This window comes from Pseudoxanthomonas sp. X-1 (genome assembly GCF_020042665.1).
GTDB lineage: Bacteria > Pseudomonadota > Gammaproteobacteria > Xanthomonadales > Xanthomonadaceae > Pseudoxanthomonas_A > Pseudoxanthomonas_A spadix_A.
In genome coordinates this window covers 355,283-381,364 of the sequence record NZ_CP083376.1, presented here as the reverse complement: position 1 = coordinate 381,364, position 26,082 = coordinate 355,283, and the positions used below count along the sequence as shown (strand labels likewise).

At 70.4% G+C, this 26,082-nt stretch carries 22 protein-coding genes; 12 read left to right on the top strand and 10 right to left on the bottom strand.

Annotation, left to right across the window (positions count from 1 at the left end; genetic code table 11):
• Positions 1 to 25 precede the first annotated feature (25 nt).
• The 6 genes from LAJ50_RS01675 to LAJ50_RS01650 all read left to right on the top strand — a co-directional run bounded on the left by LAJ50_RS01675 (position 26) and on the right by LAJ50_RS01650 (position 6,905).
• Entirely contained in the window at positions 26 to 853 is an 828-nt protein-coding gene (locus LAJ50_RS01675) for a c-type cytochrome (protein ID WP_138652688.1), read from the top strand.
• Positions 854 to 989: 136 nt separating this feature from the next.
• Positions 990 to 1,631, top strand: a complete 642-nt coding sequence (locus LAJ50_RS01670) for a thiol:disulfide interchange protein DsbA/DsbL (RefSeq protein ID WP_130551127.1) — start codon at positions 990 to 992, stop codon at positions 1,629 to 1,631.
• Between the two features lie 90 nt (positions 1,632 to 1,721).
• Positions 1,722 to 2,525 (top strand): thiol:disulfide interchange protein DsbA/DsbL, encoded by an 804-nt coding sequence (locus LAJ50_RS01665; protein ID WP_130551128.1) that lies wholly within the window; start codon positions 1,722 to 1,724, stop codon positions 2,523 to 2,525.
• Positions 2,526 to 2,529: 4 nt separating this feature from the next.
• Positions 2,530 to 3,306, top strand: a complete 777-nt coding sequence (locus LAJ50_RS01660) for an endonuclease/exonuclease/phosphatase family protein (protein ID WP_130521705.1) — start codon at positions 2,530 to 2,532, stop codon at positions 3,304 to 3,306.
• A gap of 252 nt (positions 3,307 to 3,558) precedes the next feature.
• Entirely contained in the window at positions 3,559 to 5,517 is a 1,959-nt protein-coding gene (locus tag LAJ50_RS01655; RefSeq protein ID WP_138652690.1) for a lytic transglycosylase domain-containing protein, read from the top strand.
• A 143-nt stretch (positions 5,518 to 5,660) separates the two neighbouring features.
• On the top strand, positions 5,661 to 6,905 hold the full coding sequence (locus tag LAJ50_RS01650) for a multifunctional CCA addition/repair protein (RefSeq protein WP_138652692.1): 1,245 nt from the start codon (positions 5,661 to 5,663) through the stop codon (positions 6,903 to 6,905).
• 108 nt (positions 6,906 to 7,013) lie between these two features.
• On the opposite strand, the gene LAJ50_RS01645 is transcribed toward LAJ50_RS01650, so the two are convergent.
• Complete coding sequence (locus LAJ50_RS01645; protein WP_138652694.1) at positions 7,014 to 7,517, bottom strand: hypothetical protein; 504 nt, start codon at positions 7,515 to 7,517, stop codon at positions 7,014 to 7,016.
• A 66-nt stretch (positions 7,518 to 7,583) separates the two neighbouring features.
• Positions 7,584 to 8,492, bottom strand: a complete 909-nt coding sequence (locus LAJ50_RS01640) for a LysR substrate-binding domain-containing protein (RefSeq protein WP_224096433.1) — start codon at positions 8,490 to 8,492, stop codon at positions 7,584 to 7,586.
• Positions 8,493 to 8,572: 80 nt separating this feature from the next.
• On the opposite strand from LAJ50_RS01640, the gene LAJ50_RS01635 reads away from it, so the two are divergent.
• A complete protein-coding gene (locus tag LAJ50_RS01635; protein WP_138654850.1) occupies positions 8,573 to 9,622 on the top strand; it encodes a YeiH family protein in 1,050 nt (349 codons plus the stop codon).
• A 75-nt stretch (positions 9,623 to 9,697) separates the two neighbouring features.
• On the opposite strand, the gene LAJ50_RS01630 is transcribed toward LAJ50_RS01635, so the two are convergent.
• From LAJ50_RS01630 to LAJ50_RS01605, 6 genes are all read right to left on the bottom strand, one after another.
• Complete coding sequence (locus tag LAJ50_RS01630; RefSeq protein ID WP_138654848.1) at positions 9,698 to 10,777, bottom strand: heparan-alpha-glucosaminide N-acetyltransferase domain-containing protein; 1,080 nt, start codon at positions 10,775 to 10,777, stop codon at positions 9,698 to 9,700.
• Between the two features lie 16 nt (positions 10,778 to 10,793).
• Positions 10,794 to 11,939 carry an N-acetylglucosamine-6-phosphate deacetylase gene (nagA, locus tag LAJ50_RS01625; RefSeq protein ID WP_138654846.1) on the bottom strand — a complete coding sequence of 382 codons (1,146 nt, stop codon included), beginning with the start codon at positions 11,937 to 11,939 and terminating at the stop codon, positions 10,794 to 10,796.
• On the bottom strand, positions 11,936 to 12,979 hold the full coding sequence (locus LAJ50_RS01620) for an SIS domain-containing protein (protein WP_130551135.1): 1,044 nt from the start codon (positions 12,977 to 12,979) through the stop codon (positions 11,936 to 11,938). The genes nagA and LAJ50_RS01620 overlap by 4 nt, the downstream gene beginning before the upstream one ends.
• Before the next feature lie 4 nt (positions 12,980 to 12,983).
• Positions 12,984 to 14,042 carry a LacI family DNA-binding transcriptional regulator gene (locus LAJ50_RS01615; RefSeq protein ID WP_130551136.1) on the bottom strand — a complete coding sequence of 353 codons (1,059 nt, stop codon included), beginning with the start codon at positions 14,040 to 14,042 and terminating at the stop codon, positions 12,984 to 12,986.
• A gap of 41 nt (positions 14,043 to 14,083) precedes the next feature.
• Positions 14,084 to 15,361, bottom strand: coding sequence for a sugar MFS transporter (locus tag LAJ50_RS01610; RefSeq protein WP_138654844.1), 1,278 nt, complete (start codon positions 15,359 to 15,361; stop codon positions 14,084 to 14,086).
• A gap of 81 nt (positions 15,362 to 15,442) precedes the next feature.
• Positions 15,443 to 16,165 carry a GntR family transcriptional regulator gene (locus tag LAJ50_RS01605; RefSeq protein ID WP_171044668.1) on the bottom strand — a complete coding sequence of 241 codons (723 nt, stop codon included), beginning with the start codon at positions 16,163 to 16,165 and terminating at the stop codon, positions 15,443 to 15,445.
• A gap of 380 nt (positions 16,166 to 16,545) precedes the next feature.
• On the opposite strand from LAJ50_RS01605, the gene LAJ50_RS01600 reads away from it, so the two are divergent.
• From LAJ50_RS01600 to LAJ50_RS01585, 4 genes are all read left to right on the top strand, one after another.
• A complete protein-coding gene (locus LAJ50_RS01600) occupies positions 16,546 to 17,535 on the top strand; it encodes a glucokinase (protein WP_240792513.1) in 990 nt (329 codons plus the stop codon).
• 161 nt (positions 17,536 to 17,696) lie between these two features.
• Positions 17,697 to 20,354, top strand: coding sequence for a TonB-dependent receptor (locus tag LAJ50_RS01595; protein ID WP_130551140.1), 2,658 nt, complete (start codon positions 17,697 to 17,699; stop codon positions 20,352 to 20,354).
• Between the two features lie 119 nt (positions 20,355 to 20,473).
• Positions 20,474 to 22,771: a family 20 glycosylhydrolase gene (locus LAJ50_RS01590; protein WP_224096432.1), complete on the top strand. Its 2,298-nt coding sequence runs from the start codon at positions 20,474 to 20,476 to the stop codon at positions 22,769 to 22,771.
• A 51-nt stretch (positions 22,772 to 22,822) separates the two neighbouring features.
• On the top strand, positions 22,823 to 23,122 hold the full coding sequence (locus tag LAJ50_RS01585) for a hypothetical protein (protein ID WP_130551141.1): 300 nt from the start codon (positions 22,823 to 22,825) through the stop codon (positions 23,120 to 23,122).
• Positions 23,123 to 23,168: 46 nt separating this feature from the next.
• Here LAJ50_RS01585 and LAJ50_RS01580 read toward each other — a convergent pair whose 3' ends face one another.
• Positions 23,169 to 23,570, bottom strand: coding sequence for a VanZ family protein (locus LAJ50_RS01580; protein WP_130551142.1), 402 nt, complete (start codon positions 23,568 to 23,570; stop codon positions 23,169 to 23,171).
• Between the two features lie 11 nt (positions 23,571 to 23,581).
• On the bottom strand, positions 23,582 to 24,763 hold the full coding sequence (locus tag LAJ50_RS01575) for an SAM-dependent methyltransferase (protein ID WP_138654852.1): 1,182 nt from the start codon (positions 24,761 to 24,763) through the stop codon (positions 23,582 to 23,584).
• 372 nt (positions 24,764 to 25,135) lie between these two features.
• On the opposite strand from LAJ50_RS01575, the gene LAJ50_RS01570 reads away from it, so the two are divergent.
• Complete coding sequence (locus LAJ50_RS01570; protein WP_130551143.1) at positions 25,136 to 25,975, top strand: 20S proteasome subunit A/B; 840 nt, start codon at positions 25,136 to 25,138, stop codon at positions 25,973 to 25,975.
• Positions 25,976 to 26,082 lie beyond the last annotated feature (107 nt).

Here is a 26,082-nt window from a genome sequence, read left to right as displayed (position 1 = left end):
ATCGGAACATCACGGAGCTCCAGCTATGCGCCACGCTCGTGTCTTGGGACTGTCCAGCCTCGCCATCGTCGCCGTCGCCGCGGCCGCCTTCGCGCAGACCAGCGTCACGCCGCTGCCGGACAACACCCCGGTGCAGGCGCAGCCGCTGGAAATCGATCTGACCAAGACCCACTGGGGCGATGCCAAGGCCGGCCAGACCAGGGCCGGCACCTGCGCGGCCTGCCACGGTGCCGACGGCAACCCGGCCGCGCCGATCTATCCGCGCCTGGCCGGCCAGGGCGAGCGCTACATCGCCCAGCAGCTGGCGCTGTTCGCCACCGGCCAGCGCACCAGCGGCATGGCCGCGGTGATGATCCCCTTCGCCCAGAGCCTGACCCCGCAGGACATGCGCGATGTCGGCGCCTACTTTGCCACGCAGAAGGCCGGCGCCGGCGTGGCCGACGACACCGTCATCGCCGAGGGCCCGTACAAGGGGCTGAAGTTCTACCAGGTCGGCGAGCAGCTGTTCCGCGGCGGCGACGCCCAGCGCGGCATCCCGGCCTGCATGGCCTGCCACGGCCCCAGCGGCGCCGGCAACCCGGGCCCGCCGTATCCGCACATCGGCGGCCAGCCGCAGGATTACGTGGTGCGGCGCCTGCAGGAGTACCAGGCCGGCACGACCACCTACAAGGATCCGGGCCACTTCCAGATCATGGCCCAGGTCGCCAAGCCGCTGACCCCGCAGGAAATCCAGTCGCTGGGCAGCTACATCCAGGGCCTGCACGACAGCGCCGCCGATGCGGCCGCGACCCCGTCGGCCAGCGCCCCGGCGCCGGCACCCGCCGCGCCCGCGGAACCAACCGGGCAGTCCTGAGGTCCAAGCGGCGCACCGCGCCGGCGGTCCCTGCTGTCGCCCCCGTCACCCACGACGCCGGCCGTGCATGGCCGGCGTCGTGCGTTTTGCCGGACAATCCCCTCCCCACCCTCCCCTCCGGAAGGAGCTCTGCCGCATGAAGCTGCGCCTGTTTGCCCTCGCCTTGCTCGCCCTGTTGCCGCTGACGGCCTGCGCGTCCTCCGATGCGCCGGTGGAGGGCGAGGATTACGACGTCATCGCCGACGGCCAGCCCTTCGCTCCGTTGACCGGCCAGCAGAAGGTCGAGGTGGTCGAGGTGTTCGGCTATGTCTGCATCCACTGCGCGCATTTCGAACCGCAGTTCGAGGCCTGGCAGAAGCGGCAGCCGGCCAGCGTGCGGGTGACCTCGGTGCCGGCGGCGTTCGGCGGCTACTGGATCCCCTATGCCAAGGCCTTCTACGCCGCCCAGCAGCTGGGCGTGCTCAAGCAGAGCCACGCGGCGGTGTTCAGGGCCCTGCACGACAGCCATGAGCTGCCGATCCAGAACGCCAGCGACCAGGAGATCGCCGGGTTCTACGCGCGCTTCGGGCCGGACCCGGACAAGTTCGCCGCGACCATGGAATCGCCGCAGGTCGCCGCCCAGCTGGACAAGGCGCGCGCCTTCGGCATGGCCAGCGGCATCCGCGGCACGCCGACCCTGGTGATCAACGGCAAGTACCGCATCAACACGGTCGACCCGGATGACGTGCTGAAGGTCGCCGACTTCCTGATCAAGCGCGAACTGGCCGCCGCCAAGTAAACGCGCACATCCTTTCTTGACGCGCGCGGCGGCACCATGCGCCGCGCGCCCGCCCGCTTCTTCGCCTGTTGCTATGGAGTCGCACCGCCCATGAAGACCCGTTTCGCCCTGGCCCTGGTGGCCCTGCTGCCCGTGCTGGCCGCCTGTTCCAAGCAGGACGCCGCCACCCCGACCGCCGAGAGCACGCCCGCCGCCTCGACGCCGGCCGCGTCCACGCCGGCCGCCCCGGCCGACGCCAGCGCCCCGACCGCCAGCGCACCGGCCCAGGCCGCCGCGCCCGATGCGCCGAACAACAACCCGATCGTGCCGCCGCAGGGTCCGGCGCCGGTGGAAGGCACCGACTACTCGGTGATCGCCGATGGCCAGCCCTTCGAGCCGGCCGACGGCAAGATCGAGGTGGTCGAGGCCTTCAACTACATCTGCCCGGCGTGCGCCCAGTTCGAGCCCGGCTTCAACCAGTGGAAGGCCAAGCAGCCGGCCGACGTGAAGGTGGTCTACGTGCCGGCGCAGTTCCGCCCCGATTTCCGCGAGTACGCCAAGGTCTACTACGCCGCGCAGGCGCTGGGCATCGACAAGAAGAGTCACGATGCGATCTTCAAGGCGATCCACATCGACCACGCGCTGCCGGGCGAAGGCGAGGCCTTCGACGCGGACAAGGTGGCCCAGTGGTACACCCAGTACGGCGTCACCGCCGAGCAGTTCAAGCAGACCATGGGCAGCTTCGCGGTGGCCGGCAAGCTGAGCAAGGCCAACCAGTTCCTGATGCGCGCCCAGATCGGCGGCACGCCGTCGCTGATCGTGGCCGGCAAGTACCTGGTCAAGGGCCGCTCGATGCCGGACATGCTGCGCATCGCCGACCACCTGATCGCCAAAGAGCGCCAGGCCGCCAAGTAAGCCGATGACCGACGTGTCCCCCGATGCGCGCCGGCTGCGGATGTTGAGCGCCAACATCCAGGCCGGCTCCAGCACCCGCCGCTACAGCGACTACTTCACCCGCAGCTGGTCGCACGCACTGCCGGTGGGCGCCAAGCGCAGCAGCCTGGACGCCATCGCCGACCTGGCCGGCGGCCACGACATCGTCGGCCTGCAGGAGGCCGACCCGGGCAGCCTGCGCTCCGGCTTCACCAACCAGACCCACTACCTGGCCCAGCGCGCCGGCTTCCAGTACTGGAGCCACCAGCCCAACCGCAACGTGGCGCGCGTAGCCGGCAGCGCCAACGGGCTGCTGAGCCGGCTCGAGCCGGTCAAGGTGGCCATGCACCCGCTGCCCGGGCGCATCGCCGGGCGCGGCGTGCTGCTGGCGCACTTTGGCAGCGGCGAGGAAGGCCTGGTGGTGGCCGTGGCGCATCTGTCGCTGGGCAATGGCTCGCGCCGCCAGCAGCTGGGCTATATCGCCGAGCTGCTGGCCCCGCATCCGCATGCGGTGCTGATGGGCGACTTCAACTGCGTGCCGACGGTGCCGGAGATGGACCTGCTGTACGAGCGGACGCATCTGCGGCCGCCGAGCTTCTGCGTGCCGACCTTCCCCAGCTGGAAGCCGGCGCGCGCGATCGACCACATCCTGGTCACCGACCAGCTGGCCCACGCCAACGCGCGGGCCGTGCCGGCGGCGTTCTCGGATCACCTGGCGCTGGCGCTGGACATCGACGTACCCGCGCAGGCGCTGCGGCAGTAAGGCTTGGTGGGCTCCACGATCGACCCTCCCCTTTCGCGTAGCGAAGCGGGAGGCCGGGGCGCTTTTCAGCTTTCCGCGGAGATCAACCCTCCCCTTCAGGCGCCAGGTCGCGACTTCGAGCTCCCCTTGGCCTGCGGGCAATGGGAGACGGCCAGGTGCGCGTCGCCGACGCATGAGGAGACCGCTTCTCCCACATGCCCCCGCCCCGGCGGAAATCCGATTCATGCACGCCTGCTTATCATCGCGCGCATGATGCGATCACGCCTTCTGCTTGCCCTCCTCGCGCTGGGCCTCTGCGCACCCGCCGCCGCGCAGGACCTGGATGCGCAACGTCTACTGGTCCGCGCCGCGCTTGAGGCGGCCGAGCGTGGCCAGGCCAGCGATGCGCTGAGCAACCCGGCCGTGGCCGGCAGCCCGGTGCGCGGCTGGATCGAGTTCGCCCAGCTCAAGCGCGACATCGACACGCTTGACCCCGCGCGCGCGCAGGACTTCCTGCGTCGCTATGCCGGCCAGCCCGTGGCCAACGCGCTGCGCAGCGCCTGGCTGCCGTCGCTGGCGCGACGCAAGGACTGGCCCACGCTGCTGGCCAACTGGCAGCCCACCGACAACCCCGGCCTGCGCTGCGCGCGGCTGCAGGCGCTGTGGGTGCAGGGCCGCGCCGATGCGGCGTGGGTGAGCGAGGCCCAGGCGCTGTGGCGCGGGGCCGGCAAGCCCCTGCCCGACGGCTGCGATCCGGTGTTCTCCGCGCTGGCCACGCAGGGCCAGCTGAGCGATGCGCTGCGCTGGGAGCGTATCGACGCGGCCGCGGCCGCGGGCCAGACGGGCGTGATGCGCGCGGCCGCCAACGGCATGAGCGCCGCCGCGCGCAGCCAGGTGCTGGCCTATGCGGGCTTCCTCGATGCACCGGGGACCCAGGGCCTGGCCTGGGAGAAGTCCGACCGCGCCCGCGCCATGGCCACCGACGGCCTGGAACTGCTCGCGCGCAAGGATCCCGACGCGGCCGAACGCCTGCTGCCGCAATACGACCAGGCCCTGGGACTGAGCGAGACCCAGCGCGGCCAGGTGCTCTACCAGATCGCGCTGTGGACCGTGGCCTCCTACCTGCCCGATTCGGCGCGACGACTGGCCGCGGTGCCCAGCGCCGCCTACGACGAGCGCCTGCACGAATGGCAGGTGCGCGAGGCCCTGGCCCGCGGCGACTGGCCCGCGGCGCTGCAGGCCATCCGCGCCATGCCGGCCGGGCAGCGCGGCGATGCGCGCTGGCAGTGGTTCGAGGCGCGCATGCTCGACAAGACCGGCCAGCCCGGCGCGGCCAGGGCGCTGTATGCGCAGGCCGCCAGGACCAGCACCTTCCACGGCTTCCTGGCCGCCGACGTGCTCGACCAGCCCTACGCACTGTGCCCGCGCGAGCCGCGCGACAGCGCGCAGGCGCAGGCGGCGGTGGCGCGCGAGCCGGCGATCGTGCGCGCGATGGAGCTGTGGAAGCTCGACCGCGCCGCCTGGGCCACCGCCGAGTGGACCGATGCGCTGACCCGCTTCAACGACGACCAGCGCCGCATCGCGGTGGAGGTGGCCCAGCGCAACGGCTGGTTCGACCGCGCCGTGTTCGCCCTGGGCAAGAAGCCGGACGAAATGCAGCTCTACAGCCTGCGCTTCCCGCTGCACCACGACGCCACGATCCGCGCGCAGTCGCAGCGCAATGCGATCGACCCGGCCTGGGTGGCCGCCGAGATCCGCGCCGAGAGCGTGTTCAACCCCAACGCGCGCTCGGCGGCCAACGCCCTGGGGCTGATGCAGGTGGTGCCGGGGACCGCCGCGGACGTGGCCCGACGCAACGGCATCGCCTACGGCGGGGCGCAGAGCCTGTACGACGCCGACACCAACATCGCCGTCGGTACCGCCTACCTGCGCGAACTGCTGGGCAAGTACGGCACGCCCTACGTCACCATCGCCGCCTACAACGCCGGCCCGACGCCGACCGCTCGCTGGCAGGCGCAGCGGCCCGGCTTCGACCCGGACATCTGGATCGAGACCATCAGCTACAAGGAGACCCGCGAGTACGTCGCCCGCGTGCTCGCCTTCAGCGTGATCTACGACTGGCGTCTGGGCGGCGATGCGCTGTCGCTGGACGAACGCATGCAGGGCCGGCTGGACGGCAAGCGCAAGCGTTTCGCGTGCGGGGCGCAGGCCGGAGCGGACGAGCAGGAGTGAGCGCGGGTGGAGGAACGGGTAGCGCGCGCCCGGCGCCAGCCTGCGAGGTGATCTTGTCGTGGGCGGCGCGGGCCTGATGCACGCTGCGATCGCGCTAAGCTGGACACCCGCCCGTTGCTCGCTCCTCTGCCCTCACTCCTCGCATGAAGACTTACCTCGTCGGCGGCGCCGTCCGCGATGCCCTGCTCGGCCTGCCGGCGGGTGATCGCGACTGGGTCGTGGTCGGCGCCACGCAGGCGCAGATGGAGGCGCAGGGCTTCCGCGCAGTGGGGCGCGATTTCCCGGTGTTCCTGCATCCGGACACGCAGGAGGAGTACGCGCTGGCGCGGACCGAGCGCAAGTCCGGGCGCGGCTATCGCGGTTTCGTGGTCGATGCCGATCCGGGCGTGACGCTGGAAGAAGACCTGCAGCGGCGGGACTTCACCCTCAACGCGATCGCGCGCGATGCCGACGGCGCCCTGGTCGATCCGTATCACGGCGTGGACGATATCGAGGCGCGCGTGCTGCGCCACGTCGGGCCGGCCTTCGTCGAGGATCCCCTGCGCGTGCTGCGCGCGGCGCGCTTCATGGCGCGCCTGGCGCCGCTGGGGTTCACCGTCGCGCCGGAGACGCTGGCGCTGATGCGGCAGGTCGCCGACAGCGGCGAGCTCGACGCGCTGGTGCCCGAGCGCGTCTGGCAGGAACTGCGCAAGGCGCTGGCCGCGCCCAGGCCCGGCGCCTTCCTGCGCACGCTGCGCGACGCCGGCGCGCTGGCGCACGTGTTGCCGGAAGTGGACGCGCTGTACGGCGTGCCGCAGCGTGCCGAGTTCCATCCGGAAGTGGATACCGGCGCGCACCAGGAACTGGTCAGCGACATGGCCGCGCGGCTCGCGCCGGGGGACGACCTCATCGGCTTCGCCGCGCTGACCCATGACTTGGGCAAGGCGCTCACGCCCGCGCACGTGCTGCCGCGCCATATCGGCCACGAACAGGCTGGCATCAAGCCGCTGCTGGCGCTGTGCGCGCGGCTGAAGGTGCCCGCCGAGCACCGCGAGCTGGCGGTGATCGCCTGCCGCGAGCATCTCAACGTGCACCGCATCGACGAGCTGCGCGATGCCACTGTGCACGACCTGCTGGCGCGCTGCGACGGTTTCCGCAAGCCTGCGCGCATCGCCCAGCTGGCCCTGGTGTGCGAATGCGACAAGCGTGGACGCGCGGGCAGCGCCGAGGACGCCTATCCGCAGGGCGCGACGCTCAAGCGCCTGCATGCGGCGGCCTGTGCGGTGAGCGCGCGCGATGTGGCCACCGAGCGCCTCAGCGGCCCGCAGATCGGCGAGGCCGTGCGCAAGGCGCGCATCGCGGCGATCGGCGCCGCGCGTTCGACGCCGGCTGAGCCCAGCGCGGCTTAGCGGCGAACCGCCACTTCGGCGCACTGGATCAGACCACGGCGCGCGCACCATCCGGCGCGATGGCCAGGGCTTGGACCGCGATCCTGCCGCCAGGCGCGGAGGACAGGCTCAATGCCCGTTGTAGCGGGCTGCGAAACTGCCGTTCTCGACCTTGAGGAACGGGCCCTGCTCACCGCCTCCGGTCAGCCTCAGCCGACCGGAAAACGTGCCCTGCACCCCATCGGCATCCATCGCCGTCACGGTCATCACGAAGCTGGCGCCATCCAGGTCATCGCCGGTATAGGTCGTCGTCCCGCTGGGCGTCTGCACGTAGTACGACGCATACAGCTGATCGACGCCGCTGCGATAGGTCCCTGGCTTCACCTCCGGGGCCACGAGCTGGAACATGAAGCCGGGCGACGACCGATCGTCTTCCAGGTGTCCGCCCACCGTCACGAAGTGCACCGTCGGCTCGGACGGTGGATCGTTGGCGCCCAGATGCTTGTCGAAGCGCAGCGGCTTGCCTTCCAGCTCCAGCGTCAGATGCTGTTCCGGCGCGCCGCCGCCGCAGGCGGACAGCAGTCCGAGGACGCACGCGGCAAGCAGGAGGGAACGTACTGTGTTGACCGGCATGGCGATGTCCTGTTCGTCGCCCGTTGAATCCCTGCATTCCAAGCTTGGACGAGGCGACCTTGCGACTCAAGTTTCCCGCTGGTCCATGGCCGCCAGGAACGCCGCCAGCGCCGGCGATCGCGGGCGGTTGGCCAGCTCCAGGCGATAGAGCGGACGCTGCAGCGGCGGTCCGGGCGGCAGCGCCAGCGCGCGCAGACGGCCGACCGCGATGAGGTCGGCGACCACCGCGGCCGGCAGGATCGCCACGCCGTCGCCGACGGCCACGGCGCGGGCGATGGCCTCGTTGCCGCCGATCTCCAGCGTGCGCGCCGGCACGATGCCGCGCGCGGCCAGCAGCGACTGTGCGACCTCGCGCGTGCCCGAGCCGGCCTCGCGCACCAGCCAGCGCTGCGCGGCCAGCTGCCGGGCGCTGGCCCGGCGCTGCGCGCCGAGCGTCGAGGCGGCGGCGACCACCGCCTGCAGCGGCTCCTGGCGCCAGTGCGTGGCCAGGATGCGTTCGTCGTGCGGGGGGCCTTCCACGAAGCCCGCGTCGATACGGCAGTCGATCAACGCATCGGCCACTTCGCCGGTGTTGCCCACCACCAGCGCGCTGTCCAGCTGCGGATGGCGCGCGGCATGCCGCGCGAACGCCTCGGCCAGCCAGTACGCCGCCACCGTGGTGCTGGCGCCGATGCGCAGGCCGCCCCGGCGCAGGCCCACGCGCTCGCGGACTTCCTCCAGCGCCGCGCGCTCCAGCGCGAAGATGCCGCGCGCATGGCGATACAGCGCCTGACCGCCCTCGGTCAAACGCACGCCGCGGCCACCGGAACGGTCGATCAGCGGCAGGTCGAGCTGATGTTCCAACTCGCGCAGCGCCTTGGACACGGCCGACTGGCTGACGAACAGCGCCTCGGCCGCGCGCGAGAAGCCCGCGTGCTCCACCACCGCGGCGAACACGCGCAGCAGATGCAGATTCAGGCCATGAGCTGAATTCATGGAAAGTTGAGAACGATGTATTGGACGCATCCTACGCGCCGGCCGAGCATGACGCATCCGCTCATCGCCACAGGCGCGCCATGTCAGGCTCCACGCTCCCGCGTCCATTCGCCCTCGACCACAGGTCCGGCCCGTGGCCAGGACTGCTGCTGGTCCTCGGCATCGCCCTGGCCGCCATCGGTCTGGCGCAGGTCCCGTGGATGCAGGGTGCAGGCTTGAGCGCGCTGACCCTGGCGATCGTGCTCGGCATCGCCCTGGGCAACAGCGTGTTCCCGGCCATCGCCACGCGTACCGGCGCGGGCGTCGACCTGGCCAAGGGCACGCTGCTGCGCGCCGGGATCGTGCTCTATGGCCTGCGCGTGACCTTCCAGGACCTGATGGGCGTGGGCGTGGCCGGGCTGGCGATCGACGTGGCGGTGGTGGCCGGCGTGTTCGTCGCCGGCACGTGGTGGGGCATGCGTGTGCTCAGGCTGGATCGCCAGAGCGCGATGCTGATCAGCGCCGGCAGCGCGATCTGTGGCGCGGCCGCGGTGCTGGCCACCGAGCCGGTGCTCAGGGCGCCGGCGCACAAGGTGTCGGTCGCGGTGGCCACGGTGGTGGTGTTCGGCACGTTGAGCATGTTCGTGTATCCGCAGCTGGCCCCGCACCTGCCGCTGGATGCGCACGCCTACGGCCTCTACGCGGGTTCGACCATCCACGAAGTCGCCCAGGTGGTGGTCGCCGGCCGCGCCGTCGGCGAGGCCGCGGCGAACGCGGCGGTGATCGAGAAGATGCTGCGGGTGATGCTGCTGGCGCCGTTCCTGCTGGCGCTGGGCGCCTGGCTGCGCCGCGGCCGTCCGCGGGCGGAGACGGGGGCGACGCCGTTGACGATCCCGTGGTTCGCACTGGGCTTCGTGGCGGTGGCCGGCTTCAACTCGCTGCATCTGTTGCCGGCGCGCGTGGTCGCGGTCGCCAACGCGTTGGACACGCTGTTGCTGGCCATGGCGATGGCGGCGCTGGGGCTGCGGACGCACTGGGGCGCGATCCGCCAGGCGGGGGCCAGGCCGCTGCTGCTGGCGGCGGTGTTGTGGGGGCTGCTGATGGTGGGCGGCTATGCGCTCAATCGCGGAATGCTGTTGCTGTTGGCCTAGCGGTCACCGCGCGGCTCGCCCGGGTGCCCGGTGTGCATCCCCGCTCTGGCAGGTGGGCGAAGAGCAGGAGGACGGCTAGACCTTAATCACGATCCCGCGCCGCTCCATCAGCTTCGCGATGCCCCACCACAGCCCGGTGAACGCCAGGCCGAAGGCGAGCGATGGCACGTACGGCCCGAACCTCGGCGTCATCCAGTCCGCGAACCCCACCCGATAGATCGCCTCCCACGCCTCCACCGCGTACAGCAGCAGGAACATCAGCGCCGACCCCGCATAGACCGTGATCGCGTTGAGACCCAGCGACCGGCCCAGCGCCGGCCAGCCGTGGCGGTCGATGAGCTGGTGGAACAGCCACAGCACGGCCATCGCCCAGCCCGCCGTCCACAGCACGAACGAAGGCGTCCACAGGTTCTTGTTCCAGGGCAGCACCGCCGACCACAGCCAGCCGATCATCAGCCCGGCCAGGGCCCCGGGCAGCAGGCGATGGGTGCGCCCACGGCGCAGCCAGCCGCCGGCATGCAGGCCCAGCAGGACGGTCGCCAGCGACGGCAGCGTGGACAGCAGGCCCTCGGGGTCGTGGCCGCGGCCGGTGGCCGGGTCGAGCTCGTACACCAGCGGCCCCAGCAGCGCGGTATCCACGCGGCTGGCCAGATTGATCCACGGCGCATAGCCGCCGCCGAAGGCCAGCAAAGCCCAGTAGCCCAGCAGCAGGACCGCCGCCAGCGGCCCCAGCCAGGCGCGCGACCGGGCAGAGGTGGCCAGCCAGCCGACCACGAAGAAGCAGATCCCGATCCGCTGCAGCACCCCCCAGGGGCGGAAGTGCGGCTTGTCCAGCAGCCACCAGGCCAGCAGGTTGATCGCAAGGCCGATGCCGACGATGCGCAGCGCGCGCACCGCGATGCTGCGGCGGATCGGCGCGGGGTCGGCGCCGGCCTCGATGCGCGGCACGATCCCCAGCGCGATCGACACGCCGACGATGAACAGGAAGAACGGAAACACCAGATCGGTCGGCGTGCAGCCGTTCCACTCCGAATGCAGCAGCGGGGCGTACACGTGCGCCCAGTCGCCCGGATCGTTGACCAGCAGCATCAACGCCACCGTCAGCCCGCGCAGGGCATCGACGGAGGCAAAACGGCGCGCGGGGAGGCTGTTCATGGCCCGCAAGTGTCGCTCAGCGTGGGGGTTTCCCGCCAATCCAGGTCTGGACCACGTGCAGGTCGTCGTCCAGCGCGACCAGGTCGGCGCGCAGGCCTTCGGCGATCGCGCCGCGCTCGTGCTCCAGCCGCAGGAACTGCGCCGGATACAGCGTCGCCATGCGCAGCGCCTCCTCCAGCGGCAGGCCGAGCAGATGCACGGCGTTGCGCACCGCGCTGGCCATGTCCAGCGCCGAGCCGGCCAGCGAGCCGGCCGCGTTGCGCACCACGCCATCGACGGCGGTGATGGTCTCGCCATAGAGGTCGAAGCTGGGACGCGCGTCGCCGACCATCGGCATGGCGTCGGTGACCAGCACCAGCTTGCCGCGCGGCTTGGCCGCCAGCGCCACGCGCAGCGAGGCCGGGTGCACATGCACGCCATCGACGATCATCCCGCACCAGCTGTGCGGATCCTCGAGCGCCGCGCCGACCGCGCCGGGCTCGCGGCCCTGCAGCGGGCTCATCGCGTTGTAGAGGTGGGTGAAGCCGCGCAGGCCGGCATCCAGCCCGGCGCGGGCCTGCTCGTAGCTGGCCGCGGTGTGGCCGGCGACCACGATCGCCCCGCGCGCGACGAGCGCGGCGATGCGTTCGGGGCCGATGGCCTCCGGCGCCACGGTCATCAGGGTCAGGCCGTTGTCCAGCGCGGTGGCCATGGCGATCTCGTCGTCGCCGGGCACGCGGAACTGCTGCGCGTCGTGCGTGCCCTTGCGCGCCGGCGCCAGGTACGGCCCTTCCAGGTGGATGCCCAGCACGCCGTCCACGCCGTCGGCGATGGCCTGGCGCGTGGCGGCGATGGCCGCGTCCATGACCTCGGCGCGGTCGCTGATCAGGGTCGGCAGGAACGCGGTGGTGCCGTACTTGCGATGCGCGCGGCCGATGCGGTCGATGCCTTCGGCCGTGGGCGTGTTGTTGAACAGCACGCCGCCGCCGCCGTTGACCTGGATGTCGATGAAACCCGGCGCCAGCCAGGCGCCACCGAGGTCGCGCAGATCCTCGGTGAAGGCCTTGGCGCCGGCGCGGTCGGTGATCGCGGCGATGCGGCCGTCGCGCACCACCACGGCGCCGTCCTCGATCAGGCCCTGCGCGGCGAACACCCGCGCGTTGACCAGGGCAAAGATGCTCATACGGTTTCGGTGACCTTGTTCAGATGCGGCGGCACGTCGGGGTTGTGGCCGCGCGCCAGGGCCAGGGCGTTGATCGCCTTGTAGAAGCTCTGGATGGTCAGCAGCGGCGCGCACGCCGGATGCGGCACATCCACCAGCGGCAGGTCGCCGTCGTGCGTGGCGGCCACCCACACCTGCGCGCCGCGGGCGCGGAACTCCCTGGCCAGCGTCAGCATGCCGGCCTCGGTACCGTCGGGCTGGGCGAAGCACAGCACCGGGAAGCCCGGCCCGACCAGCGCCATCGGCCCATGCTTGACCTCGGCCGAGCTGTAACCTTCGGCGTGCAGGCCGCAGGTCTCCTTGAACTTCAGCGCCGCCTCCTGCGCCGCGCCCAGGCCGAGGCCGCGGCCGAGCACGAACAGGTTGTGCGCGTCGACCAGGCCTTCGCTGACGCCGGACCAGTCCGCTTCCCACGCCTGGCGCAGCGCGCCGGGCAGCGCATCGAGCGCGGCCAGCAGCGCCGCGTCCTGCGACCAGTGCGCGGCCAGCTGCAGCAGCGCGGCCAGCGAGGCCAGGTAGCTCTTGGTCGCGGCGACGGATTTCTCCGGGCCGGCGCACAGCGGGATCACCACCTCGGCCAGCTGCGCCAGCGGCGAATCCTCCACGTTGACCAGCGCCACCACGCGCGCGCCGGCCGCCTTGGCCGCCTCGGCGTTGCGCAGCAGATCCGGGCTCTTGCCGGACTGGGAGATCACGATGAACAGCGCGCCGGCCAGCTTCAGCGGCGCGCCGTAGACCGAGCCGATCGAGGGCGAGGCCGAGGCGGTGACCACCCCCAGCTGGGTCTCGAACAGGTACTTGCCGAAGGTCGCGGCGTGATCCGAACTGCCGCGCGCGCAGGTCGCCACGAACGGCGGCGGGTTCTCGCGCAGCGACCGCGCCAGCGCCACCACGGTGTCGTGGTTGCGGGCGAACTGGGTGGCGACCACCTGCGCGGTGGAGGCGGCTTCGTTGTACATCAGGGTGTCGGCGGGAGCCGGCAGCGGAACGTCGGACGTCATGGGATCAGGTCTTGGACTCGGCCCGCGAGGGGCGCATGGGAGCGGTGGAACCGCGCACGACCAGCTGCGGGGTGAAGCCCTGGTTGTGCATGGCGATGGGAGCGTCGTCGTAGGCGTCCTGGCGCAGGCGCGCGATCAGCAGGCGCGCGGCGTGCTTGGCGATGTCCTCGGTGGCCTGCTTGGCGGTGGTCAGCGCCGGCCAGGACTGCTTGGAGAACGGGCTGTCCTCGAAGCCGGCGATGGACAGGTCGTAGGGCACGTTCATGCCGGCCGACTTGGCCGCGGCCAGCACGCCGGCGGCGATCTCGTCGTTGGAGCCGAAGATCGCCGTGGGCGGCTCGCGCAGCGCCAGCAGGCGGCGCGCGCCGCGGAAGCCGTCGTCGAAGGTGTAGTCGCCCGGCACCACCAGGTGCTTGTCCAGGGTGATGCCGTAGTCCTTCAGCGCCTGCTCGTAACCGGCGTAGCGCTCGGTGGAGGAGCGGTGCGCCGGCCCGCCCATCAGGAAGCCGATGCGCTGGTGGCCCAGCTGGATCAGGTGCTCGGTGATCTCGTAGGCCGCGTCGCGGTCGTCCACGTAGACGCACGGCGGGCCCTCGCCCGGGTCCTCGGTGGCGGCGATGATGCGCACCAGCTGCACCCCGCGCGCGGTGAGCGCGGCGATCAGCTCGGGCCGTTCGGACATCGGCGCGGTCAGCACCAGTCCGGCCAGGCGCGAGCGCTGCACGAACTCGGCCAGCTCCTCGGCCAGCAGCGGCGAGGTCGAATCGCAGGGCTGGATCTGCAGGCCGAACCCGGTCTCGCGGCACGCCGCCAGCACGCCGTTCTGCACGCCGATGATGTGGTACGGGTTGGGGTTGTCGTAGACCAGGCCGATCACGAACGGCGTGCCGCTGCGCAGATTGCGCGCGGACGGGTCCGGTTCGTAGTCCAGTTCGGCGATGGCGCGCAGCACGCGCTGGCGCGTGGCCTGCATGACCGAGGGCTCGTTGTTGATCACGCGCGAGACCGTCTTGAGCGAGACCTTGGCCCGCTCGGCGACATCCTTGATGGTGGGGCGGCGCATGTGCTGGTTCCTGCGTCAGTCCGGAAGAGAGGGCGGCGGGTTCAGCGCGATCCTGCGCCGTGGCCGACACGGTAGCCGCGCACGGCGAAGAACAGGATGTACAGGTAGCAGGGCACGGCCAGGGCCGCGAACACCACCTGGAAATCGGCATGTTGCTTGAGGATGGCGAAGCCCTGCGAGAGCACCGCGCCGCCGGCGATGCCCATCACCAGCAGCGCCGAACCGGTCTCGGTGAAGCGACCCAGGCCCCTGATCGCCAGCGGGAAGATCGCCGGCCACATCATCGCGTTGGCGAAGCCCAGCGCGGCCACGAAGGCCACCGACACGTAGCCGTGGGTCAGCAGCGCGCCCAGCGCGAACACCACGCCGAGCACCGCCGACATCGCCAGATAGGCCTGCTGCGAGAGCAGGCGCGGGATCGCCACCAGCCCGGCCAGGTAACCCAGGAGCATCGCGCCCAGGGTGAAGGAGGTGAAGAACTTGGTCTCGTCCAGCGGCAGGCCGAAGCCGTTGCCGTAGGTGCCGATGGCATCGCCGGCGAGCACTTCCACGCCGACGTAGCAGAACAGGCACAGCACGCCCAGCAGCAGGTGCGGGAACTGGAAGATGCTGCCGCGCGCCACGCCGCTCCTGGCGGCGACCTCGGCGTTGGCCTCGCTGCCGCGCAGTTCGGGCAGCGGCGAGAACAGGATGCCCAGCGCCACCACCACCAGCACTCCGGCCATGGCCAGGTACGGGCCGTGGATCTTGGCGGCGAACGCATCGAGCAGCTGCTCCTTGGTGGCCGGGTCGGCGGCGGCCACCTGGGTGGCGATGTCGCCCACGCCATGCAGCACCAGCGAGCCGATCACGATCGGCGCCAGGATGCCGGCCACCTTGTTGCAGATGCCCATCAGCGCGATGCGGCGCGCGGCGGTCTCGATCGGCCCCAGGATGGAGATGTAGGGATTGACCGCCGTCTGCAGCATGGCCAGGCCGCCGCCGATCACGAACAGCCCCGACAGCGCGCCGGCGTACCAGCGATGGGTGGAGAACTGGCCGAACATCGCCGCGCCCATCGCCATCAGCCCGAGGCTCAGCGCCAGGCCCTTCTTCATGCCGGTGAGCTTGAGCACCGCCGCGGCCGGCAGCGCCAGCAGGAAGTAGGAGATGTAGAAGACGAACACCACCAGGAACGCCTTGACCTCATCCAGGTCGAAGGCCAGCTTGACGAAGGTGATCAGCGGGCCGTTGATCCAGGTGAAGAACCCCATGATGAAGAACAGCAGGCCGGTGATGGCCAGCGAAGTGGCGAAGCGTTTGCTCTGGTCGGACGACATGGGACGCGCAACTCCGAAGGTTCGATGGTGAGAGCGTGACACCCGCCGCGCCGCGGGCACGCCCGGGCGCGGCGGACGGGTTCAACGTCGCAATTCGGCGACGAAATCGTAGAAATCGTTGTGGCAATAGGTGTGGCTCAGCTCGATCGCGCTCGCGTCGCGGCCGTAGCCGACCCGCACCACGTGCAGGATGGCCTCGCCCTGCGCCATGCCCAGGTGCTGCGCCATCGCCGCGCTCAGGTTGACCGCGCGGAAGTACTGCAGCGCGCGCACGACCGGCGTGCCCTGCGCGTCCAGGTAGGCGTAGAGCGAGTCGCCCATGGCCAGCGGATCGGGCAGCACCCGCTCCGGCACGATCGTGTGTTCGTAGGCCATGACCCGCTCGTCGGCGCTGCGCAGGCGGGTGAGCGAGGACACCTGCGCATCCGGCGACAGCCCCAGGCGCAGGATCTCCTCGCCCAGCGCCGGGCGCACGCGGCGCTCCAGCCAACGGCTGCCAGGCTGGTAGCCCTTCATCCGCAGGGTTTCGCTGAAGCTGGTCAGGCCGCTGAGCGGATGGGGGATCTGCGAGGTGACGAAGGTCCCGGCGCCCTGCCGGCGAACGACCAGGCCCTGCTCGACCAGCGCATCCATGGCCTGGCGCAGGGTGACGCGCGAGACCTTCAGCTGCGCGCACAGCACGCGCTCGGCGGGCAGCGCTTCGCCAGGCTTCCACTGCTCGCCGCGGATCGCATCGATCAGCTGGGTGGTGAGCTGCAGGTACAGCGGCGTGGGCGCCTCGGCGTCCAGCGCGATCGCGCGCAACCGCGGATCGACCGCGGGTCCGGCGCGACCCATCAGCGGGCCGCCTGCGAGGGTGGATTTAAATTCATTGGGTCCAATTTAAAACCAATTTTCCGGAAATCCGCAAGGCCGCTGGCGCGCCATCCGCTGCGGCGACCCGGTCACATGACGCGAGACGGCTTTTTTCGCGGGGCTTCCGTCGCAGCGCGTGGCACGGAATCGCCCATGAGGCACGCCGCAACGCAACAAGACCACTGGTCCGAAAAATTTGTCCGGACCCTGTTGACATCGTTGTCATCGCCAAGGGAGACTCGCCGCAAGCCACGGTGGTCTGTGAAATCGCCGTGACGCCATGGGGGCAGTTCGTGGAAGCAGACGTCGCACCGCTGAGCCATCGTGTCGTGAACGGCGTTTCGCCCTTCATCGCCGCCGACGTGGGCGGCACGCACGTGCGCCTGGGCCTGGTCCGCCCGACCGGACACGACCTGCAGCCGGTGGAGATCCTCAGCTACCGCAAGTACGCCTGCGCCGATTACGGCGGGCTGGCCGAGATCATCAGCGACTTCCTCGACGGCCTGGACGGCCCGCGCGTGCGCCGGGGCGTGATCGCCAGCGCCGGCTTCCCGCTGGAGGACGGCACGGTGATCACCGCCAACCTGCCCTGGCGCCTGTCCCCGCGCGAGATCCAGGGCACGCTGGGCCTGGAAGACCTGCGCCTGGTCAACGACTTCGAGGCCGTGGCCTACGCCGCCGCCCTGGTCGGCGACCAGGAAGTGCTGCGCCTGACCGGCCCGGCCACCGTGTCGGAACGCGGGCCGACGCTGGTGCTCGGGCCCGGCACCGGCCTGGGCGGCGCGGTGTGGATCCCGACCGGCCGCAGCGCCACCGTGCTGGCCACCGAGGCCGGCCAGGCCGCGCTGAGCGTGGGCACCGAGCTGGAGATGCGCCTGCTGGCGCAGATGCTGAAGAAGCAGCCGCACGTGCCGGTCGAACATGCCCTCTCCGGCCCCGGCCTGCTCAACCTCTACCGCACGCTGTGCGAGGTGCGCGGCGTGGCGCCCGAGCACTTCGCCCCCAACGCGGTGACCGCCGCGGCCGGCCACGACCCGCTGGCGCGCGAGGCGCTGGAGGTGTTCTGCGGCCTGCTGGGCAGCACGGTGGGCGACATGGCCCTGCTGTACGGCATCACCGGCGGCGTGTACCTGGCCGGCGGCATCCTGCCGCGCATCCGCGAGTTCCTGCTGCAGAGCAGCTTCGTCGAACGCTTCCTCAACAAGGGGCCGATGCGAGCCGCGCTGGAGCGCATTCCCGTGCGACTGGTCGAGCACGGGCAGCTGGGCGTCCTGGGCGCCGCCAACTGGTACCTCGACCAGACACAACAACCGCACTGACGTCCTTCGCACCGCCGCCCTTTGGCTTTCGCGCTGGACGGGACATTCGGCACACGCAGCACCCTTGTAGTCCTTCTCGCCACCGTTCGTTTTCTCACCGCACCGATGTACAGGCCTGGCAGCCCACTGCCACCACCCAACTTCAAGACCGGGGAAGCACCATGACCTGCAAGAAATCCCTCCTCAGCGTGGCCATCCTGACGAGCCTGAGCTTCGCCGCCCAGGCCCAGCAGACCGACAGCAGCCAGACCGCCACCGACCTGGACACCGTCAAGGTCGTCGGCATCCGCGGCAGCCTGGAGCAATCGCTCAACACCAAGCGCGACGCCAGCTCGCACGTGGAAGCCGTCAGCGCCGAGGACATCGGCAAGCTGCCCGCCAAGAACGTGGCCGACACGCTGCGCGAACTGCCGGGCGTGAACATCGCCTCGTCCTCCGCCAGCGAAGGCGCGTTCGACGAAGCCGACCGCGTGTCCCTGCGCGGCACCAGCCCCAGCCTGACCCAGACCACCCTCAACGGCCACGGCATCGCCACCGGCGACTGGTTCGTGCTCTCGCAGGTGCAGACCGTGGGCCGCAGCGTCAGCTATTCGCTGCTGCCCTCGGAGATCGTGGACCAGGTCGTGGTGCACAAGTCCTCCGAGGCCAAGCTGGTCGAAGGCGGCGCCGCCGGCTCGGTCGACATCATCACCCGCAAGCCGCTGAACTTCGACAAGCCGCTGACCCTGGAAGGCTCCTTCGGCGCGGTCTACTCCGACCTGCCGGGCGACACCAAGCCGCAGTTCAGCGGCCTGCTCAACTGGAAGAACGACGCCGACACCTTCGGCATCCTGGTCCAGCCGTTCTACGAGAAGCGCAGCCTGCGCCGCGATGGCCAGGAAGTGGTCGGCGGCTACGGCACCGCCACGGTCGGCGGCCAGAGCGTGCTGTATCCCAACCTGATCGGCGCCACGCTGTTCACCCAGGAGCGCGAGCGCCAGGGCGGCACGGTCGACCTGCAGTTCAAGGCCTCCGACGACCTGACCTTCGACCTCAACGGCTTCTACTCGAAGATGAAGGCGGACAACTACAACCGCAACTTCATGATCTGGGGCAGCCAGTTCGTCGGCGCCCAGACGCCGGACAGCTACACCATCAACAACGGCGTGCTGACCAGCGCCAGCTACACTCCCAACGGCACCACCCCGTACGGCGTGTACGACATGATCTCGCGCCCGGGCGCCGAGTCCTCGACCAACTACGTCGCGCTCAACGCCGACTGGCACGTCAACGACAGCGTGCGGGTGAAGTTCGAGGCCGGCAGCAGCCACGGCGTGGGCAAGAGCCCGCACCAGAACGTGCTGGAGACCGGCATCTCGCCCACCGGCGGCACCGTCGGCTGGCAGATGCACGGCATCGGCAGCGTCATCGACGCCTCGCTGGGCACCGGCAACACGCCGACCACCCAGGTCCCCTCGGCCGGCTGGATCTTCGGCGACCAGGGCATCGAGGTGAAGGACAAGGAGAACTGGTTCGCCGCCGACAGCAGCTGGACCAACACCGAAGGCGTGTTCAGCTCGCTGGACTTCGGCGTGCGCTACACCGAGCACGAGCGCCACAACGACTTCGACATCGGCCAGGGCCCGCTCAACGGCATGCCGCCGCTGTCGGCGCTGCCGACCACCGGCGGCTCCTACCCGAGCGACTTCGGCGACGGCATCGGAGGCAACCTGCCGAGCGGCATCTGGTACTACACGCCCAGCCAGCTGGCCGCGATCAACGCCGCCTACGCCAACCGCGACCCGGTGACGCGCTTCAACTGGCAGAACGTCTACGGCGTGAAGGAAAACAACGGCGCGGTCTACCTGCAGGGCAACTTCGAGGGCGAGCGCTGGAGCGGCAACATCGGCGTGCGCTACGTCAGCACCTCCAGCACGGTCCGCTACAACCAGGGCGTGGCCGCCACCATCCCAGGCGCGATCACCGGCTCGGCCTTCGGCGCCTACCTGCCGATCGAGGCCAAGAACGACTACAACAAGCTGCTGCCCAGCGCGAACTTCAAGTTCGACTTCAGCGACGACCTGGTCGGCCGCGTGGCCGCGTCCAAGACCCTGACCCGCCCCGACTACTCGGCGCTGGCCGGCTCGCTGTCGCTGGATGACCTGACCCACACCGGCAGCGGCGGCAACCCCTACCTCAAGCCGCTGGTGTCGACCAACTTCGACCTGTCCCTGGAGTGGTACTTCATGCCGCGCGGCCTGCTGGCCGCCAGCGCCTTCTACATGAAGATGAAGGACTACATCGACGTGGGCGGCTCGCAGACCATCCAGTACAAGGACCAGCAGGCCAGCTTCGACCAGGGCACCGACGTCTACGCCAACTACCAGGTCACCGTGCCGGTCAACACCGACGCCAAGGTCAAGGGCGTGGAGCTGACCTACCAGCAGCCGATCGGCGAGCACTTCGGTACCAGCATCAACTACACCTACACCGATGGCGACACCGACACCGGCACGCCGATGTTCGGCACCTCGAAGAACACCTACAACGTGGCCGGCTACTTCGAGAACGACGTCTTCAGCGCGCGCGTGTCCTGGAGCTACCGCGACAGCTTCTACGCCGGCGCCAGCCGCGCCACGCCGTTCTACCAGGACGACTTCGGCACGCTGTCGGCCTCGCTGGGCTGGAAGTTCAACGACCACCTCTCGCTGAGCCTGGACGGCCTGAACCTCAACAACCCCAAGGCCAAGTACTACACCGACAGCACGGTGGGCTTCCTGCCGTACGCGGTGTACTCCAACGGGCGCCAGTACTACCTCAACCTGCGCGCCAAGTTCTGATCGGCGCCAAGTTGTTGCATGCTTGACCCTTGAACGGGCCCGGACACGTCCGGGCCCGTTCGCTTTTCGGCGGATCGCGCCCCGGCGCGGTCCCATGTCCCGCACGAGGTGTCCAGAAGATGTCCCTGCCCCGCCGTCTTGGTCCTGTCCTGCGCGCCGCCGCCCTGCTGCTGGCGCTGGCCGCGCCTGCCGCGCTGGCCGCGCCACTGCCGCTGATTCCCGCCCCGCAGTCGGCCGTGGCCGGCCAGGGCCGCTTCGCGCTGAGCGCGGGCATGCGGGTCGGCGCGCAGGGCGAACCCGCGCGCCAGGCGGCCGAGCAGTTCATCGACCTGCTGCAACGCAGCGGCGGGCCGGCGCTGGAACTGGCCGAGGACGGCGAGGCGACGCAGGCCCCGATCCAGTTCGCGCTCGATCCGGCCGCCGGCCCGGCCGAGGGCTACCGCCTGCAGGTCACCCCCGAGCGCATCAGCATCCGCGCCGCCGACGGCGCCGGCCTGTTCTACGGCGGCGTCAGCCTGTGGCAGCTGCTGCCGGCCGGCAAGGGCGCCACCGGCCTGGCCGCGGTGGACATCACCGATGCGCCGCGGCTGAAGTGGCGCGGGCTGATGCTCGATTCGGTGCGGCATTTCCAGAGCGTGGAGGAGGTCGAACGCCTGCTCGACGCGATGGCGGTGCACAAGCTCAACACCTTCCACTGGCACCTGGCCGACGACCAGGGCTGGCGCATCCAGATCGACCAGTACCCGCTGCTGACCCAGGTCGGCGGCTGCCGCATCCCGCTGGGCGAGGCGGGCGTGGGCGAGGACGGCCAGCCGATCCAGGAATGCGCCTTCTACACCAAGGAGCAGGTCCGCGCGGTGGTGCGTTACGCCGCCAAGCGCCACATCACCGTGGTGCCGGAGATCGACATCCCCGGCCACGCCACCGCCGCCATCGCCGCGTATCCGGAGCTGGGCGTGGACCGGCCGCAGCTGCAGGTGGCCAATGGCGCGGGCGTGTATCCCAACCTGTTCAATGCCGACGAAGCGACGCTGACCTTCCTGGAGAACGTGCTGGGCGAGATGCTGCCGCTGTTCCCGGGCACGTTCTTCCACATCGGTGGCGACGAGGCGGTCAAGGATCGCTGGAAGGCCTCCAAGCACATGCAGGCGCGCATCAAGCAGCTGGGCCTGAAGGACGAGGAGGCGCTGCAGGGCTGGATGATCGACCGCCTGGGCACGTGGCTGGCCCAGCACGGCAAGCGCATCATCGGCTGGGACGAGATCCTGCTGGGCGGCCCGCTGCCCGAGGGCGCGGCGGTGATGTCCTGGCGCGGCACCGAGGGCGGCATCGAAGCGGCGCGCAAGGGCCACGACGTGGTCATGACCCCGGCCTCGCGCCTGTACCTGGACTACCTGCAGACCGCCTCGCCGGCCGAGCCGCCGGGCCGGCCGCTGCAGGTCCCGCTGCAGAAGCTGTACGCCTTCGACCCGGTGCCGGCCGAGCTGGACGCCAGCCAGCGCCAGCGCATCATCGGCGTGCAGGCCAATGTCTGGACCGAGCACATGCACAACTTCGCGCGCGTCGAACACGCAGTGTTCCCGCGCCTGGCCGCGCTGGCCGAGGTCGCCTGGTCGCCGCAGGCCAGCCGCAACCTGGAAGACTTCAAGGCGCGCCTGCCCAACCTGCTGGCGCACTACCGCGCGCTGCACATCGGTTATGCGCGCACGCCGTTCCAGGTGCTGTTCGACACGCAGGCCAACGATGCCGGCACCCAGGCCACGGTGGCCCTGTCCGACCCGATGGGCTATCCCGACATCCGCTACACCCTGGACGGGAGCGTGCCGGCGGCCGACTCGCCGGCCTATACCGCGCCGCTCACCGTGCCGGTGCCGACCACGTTGCAGGCGGCGGTGTTCTTCGACGGCAAGCCGCTGGCGCCGCCGACCGTGCTGGGGCTGACCACCGAGGCCCTGCGCACGCGCAGCGACGAACAGCTGGCCATGTGCACCGACCAGCTGATGCTGCGACTGGAGGACGACGGCCCGCGCGAAGGCGCGCGCGCGGTGTTCAACGTGGACATCTTCAACCCCTGCTGGCTGTGGAAGGGCGCGCCGCTGACCGGCATCGGCAAGCTGACCGTGCGCGCCGGGCGCATGCCGTACTTCTTCGAGCTGGCCCACGACGAGTCCAAGCGCACGTTCAAGCCGGCCAGGACGCCCTACGGCGAGCTGGTGATCCGCAACGGCTGCGACGGCCCGACCCTGGCCAGCCTGCCGCTGCCCAAGGCGCCGGCGGCCGACGGCTTCCTGACACTGGAGGCGCCGCTGACCAACGCGCCGGCCAAGGCCGACCTGTGCGTCTACTTCACCGGCGACACGCGTCCGGAGATGTGGGTGCTGGATCGCTTGACGCTAGTCCCAAGCGCGGGAAACTAGGCTGCAGCGTGTCGCTCTATGACGAGGAACCGTCCCAAAGTGCCACTTGGCATGGAGCTCACTGATCAATGGCGCGACTATCGCAGTCGCGCCCGCTGGTTCGTAGCGATGCTGCTCGCAGGCATCCCGGTCGTCGCGATCGTGATCACCGTGTCGCACGCGCCTTCCCCGTCGATTGGCGTCTGGTTATTGATCGCGGCATGGGCGATCTTTCTCGGAGTTTCGGCACTCCGCCTGCAATTTTTTCCGTGCCCCAACTGCGGAAAGCCTTTCGCCCATGCATGGATCAGTCGATGGCCGTTATCCGTGAAGGCCTGTGTCCACTGCGGTCTGCCTAAATGGGAACACTGAGCATAGTGTGCGAATGGCCGGGACTGGCAGGGTTGAATTCCCTACTTTAGGTTCGTTGGCCGCGACGAACTTTTGCCGGGAACAAGCGCAGTAGCAGATCGCGCGCCGGCGTCCTGGCGACGATCAGGCCCAGCGCCACGCCCAGCGCATCGGCCAGCGCATCGAAGGCATCTGGCGTGCGATCGACGGTGAACCAGCCCTGCAGGAACTCGATCAGCACCCCCAGCATCACCAGGCCCGCCCCGGCGCGCAGCAGCGCGCGCCGCGTGGCGAACAGCTGCACCGCGCACACGCCCAGCACGAAGAACGCGCTCGCATGCTGCAGCTTGTCCACGCCCGGCGCGACCTGGGGAATGTCATCGCCCGGCAGCAGGCAGGTGGTCACCACCACCGCCATCGCCAGCGCCCACGAGCCCACCCAGAAGCCCGGCCAGCGCAGTGGCTTCAACGCAGGCGCGCTCACAGGCGCCAGGTGAGGTCGCCGGTAAGGAAGGCCGCCTCGAAGTTGCAGTCGCGCGCGAAGCCCATGCACTGGAAGCGCTCGCCCATCTCGTTGGGCAGGGTGAGCTTCTTGAACGTATTGCGCAGGCGCAGCGCGCCGGCCTCGTCCGCCTGCGCCTCGGCCTCGGCCAGGCGGTCCATCAGGCCGTTGCCGAGCAGGAAGCCGGCCTGCGTGGCATAGCCTGCCAGTTCGAAGCCGACGCCGGTGCCGGCCTCGGCCAGGGCGGTGAAGTCCACCGACGCGGTCAGGTCCTGCAAGCCCGGCCAGCGGAAGACGTCGCCATGCATGCGATGCCGATAGAACGCCCGCAGCGTGCCGCCGCTGCGCTGCTCCAGGTAGTACTCCTTGCGCGGATAGCCATAGTCGCAGAACAGCATCGCCCCGGACTTCAGGCCGCCGATCACCGCCTGCACCCAGTACGGCAGCTGCGGCAGCAGCTCCGAACGGTAGCCGTCCTCGAACAGCACGTCGCGGTAGCGCTCGACGTGGCGCACCGCCGCGGCCAGCAGCGGATCGGCCGGCCGGTCGGTGCTGACGAAGGCGCCGTCGCCGTCCAGCGCCACGTGCTCCTCGAACACCTCGCCCTCGCGCAGCACGAAGCGCGGCGTGGGCAGGGCGTCGATCACCTCGTTGGCGAACACCACGCCGTTCCAGTCATCGCCGGGCGGGCCATCCAGCCACTCCACGCAGTCGAACACCGGCGGAATCAGCCGCTTGCCCAGGCGTTCGCGCTGGCGCTCGCGCAGATCGGCGCTGGGCTCGAGGATCCAGTACTTGTCCGGCATCGCATCCAGCTGCAGCAGGCGCTTGAGCATGACCTCGGCGAACGCACCGCTGCCGCCGCCGATCTCCAGGAAGCAGGCCTGCGGGCCCAGCTGCTGCAGCACCGGCGCCAGCGCACCGGAGACGGCCGCGGCGAACAGCGGCCCCAGCTCCGGCGCGGTGACGAAGTCGCCGGCCTCGCCGAACTTGGCCGCCCCGGCGCTGTAATAGCCCAGCCCCGGCGTGTACAGGCAGCGCTCCATGAAGCGCGAGAACGGGATCGAACCGCCGGAAGCGGCGATTTCGCCGCGGATCAGCGCGGCCAGCTGCGCACTGTGCGCCAGGGCGTCGGCATCGGGCGTCGGCAGGTCGGTCATGCGGAGGGCGAGGGCCTGGTTGAAGAGAGCGGCCATGGTACCTGCCTGGTCCTGAGGGCCCGCCGACGCGCCGGCACCGCTTCAGGCACGCACGGCATGCGCGGGCGCCGTCTGCCCTCGCAGGCGCGACCGATCCGCGCCCGCCCGGCGCATTCGCGCTCGCGGGCTTCTTGACGTTGCTGACTGCGAAGGTCGGCCCGGCCTGCAGGCCGCCGTGGCGCCGCGACGTGTCGCATCCGGCGAAGAGATGCGGAATGCAGGGCCGCCACTCCGGCTGAAAATCCCACTGGTTCCCGCTGCAACCACCGCGCGGCCCTAGCCAGCACCGGCAGGGCTGCCTATGATCGTGAGGCCTATTTTCCCGGTTTCCCCATGACCTATTGCGTCGGCATCGAAGTGGACGAAGGCCTGGTCTTCGCAGCGGACACCCGCACCAGCGCATCGTTCGACGATGTGCGCGTCTACCGCAAGATGCATGTATTCGAGTACCCGGGCGACCGGGTGTTCGTGCTGCTCTCGGCCGGCAACCTGGCCACGACCCAGCTGACCATCTCGCGGCTCAAGCGCGACGCCGAGGATCCAAACTGCACGCGCAGCCTGCGCACGTTCAAGCATCTGTTCGAGGTGGCCGAGTACGTGGGCGAGGTGCTGGTGGCCAGCCAGGCCGCGGTGACCGATCAGGCCCAGCAGAGCGGCGTCAGCGTGCAGTCCACGCTGGTGCTGGGCGGGCAGATCGCCGGCGAGCGCCCGGGCCTGTACATGGTCTATCCGCTGGGTAACTGCATCGCCACCTCGCCCGAGACGCCCTACCTGCAGATCGGCGAGTCCAAGTACGGCAAGCCGATCCTGGATCGCATCCTGCGCCCCGGCACCTCGCTGGAGGACGCCGCGCGCTGCGCCCTGGTCTCGCTGGATTCGACCATCCGCTCCAACCTGTCGGTGGGCATGCCGCTGGACATGGCGATCATCCGCGCCGGCGATCTGCGGATCAGCCAGCAGCTGCGCCTGGAAGCCGACACGCCGCTGTACGCGGAGATCCACGACACCTGGTCGCGCAAGCTGGAAAACGCCGTGCGCACCCTGCCCCGCTTCCCCTGGGAGCCGCCGCGCGAAGGCGACGAAGCCGACGAGCGTGGCCCGGCCCCGGTCACCGCGCCACCGCGGCGCATGGCCGCGCGCCTGGATCCGGGCGACGAGGCCGGGCAGCAGTGAGGCAGGAACGCGGGGAGCGGAACGAGGACCGCGCGGAAGCGGGAAACCACCGCTTCCGCTGAACTGCTTCTTCCTGTCTCGTCGCAGTGTCGGCTGATGGCATAGGC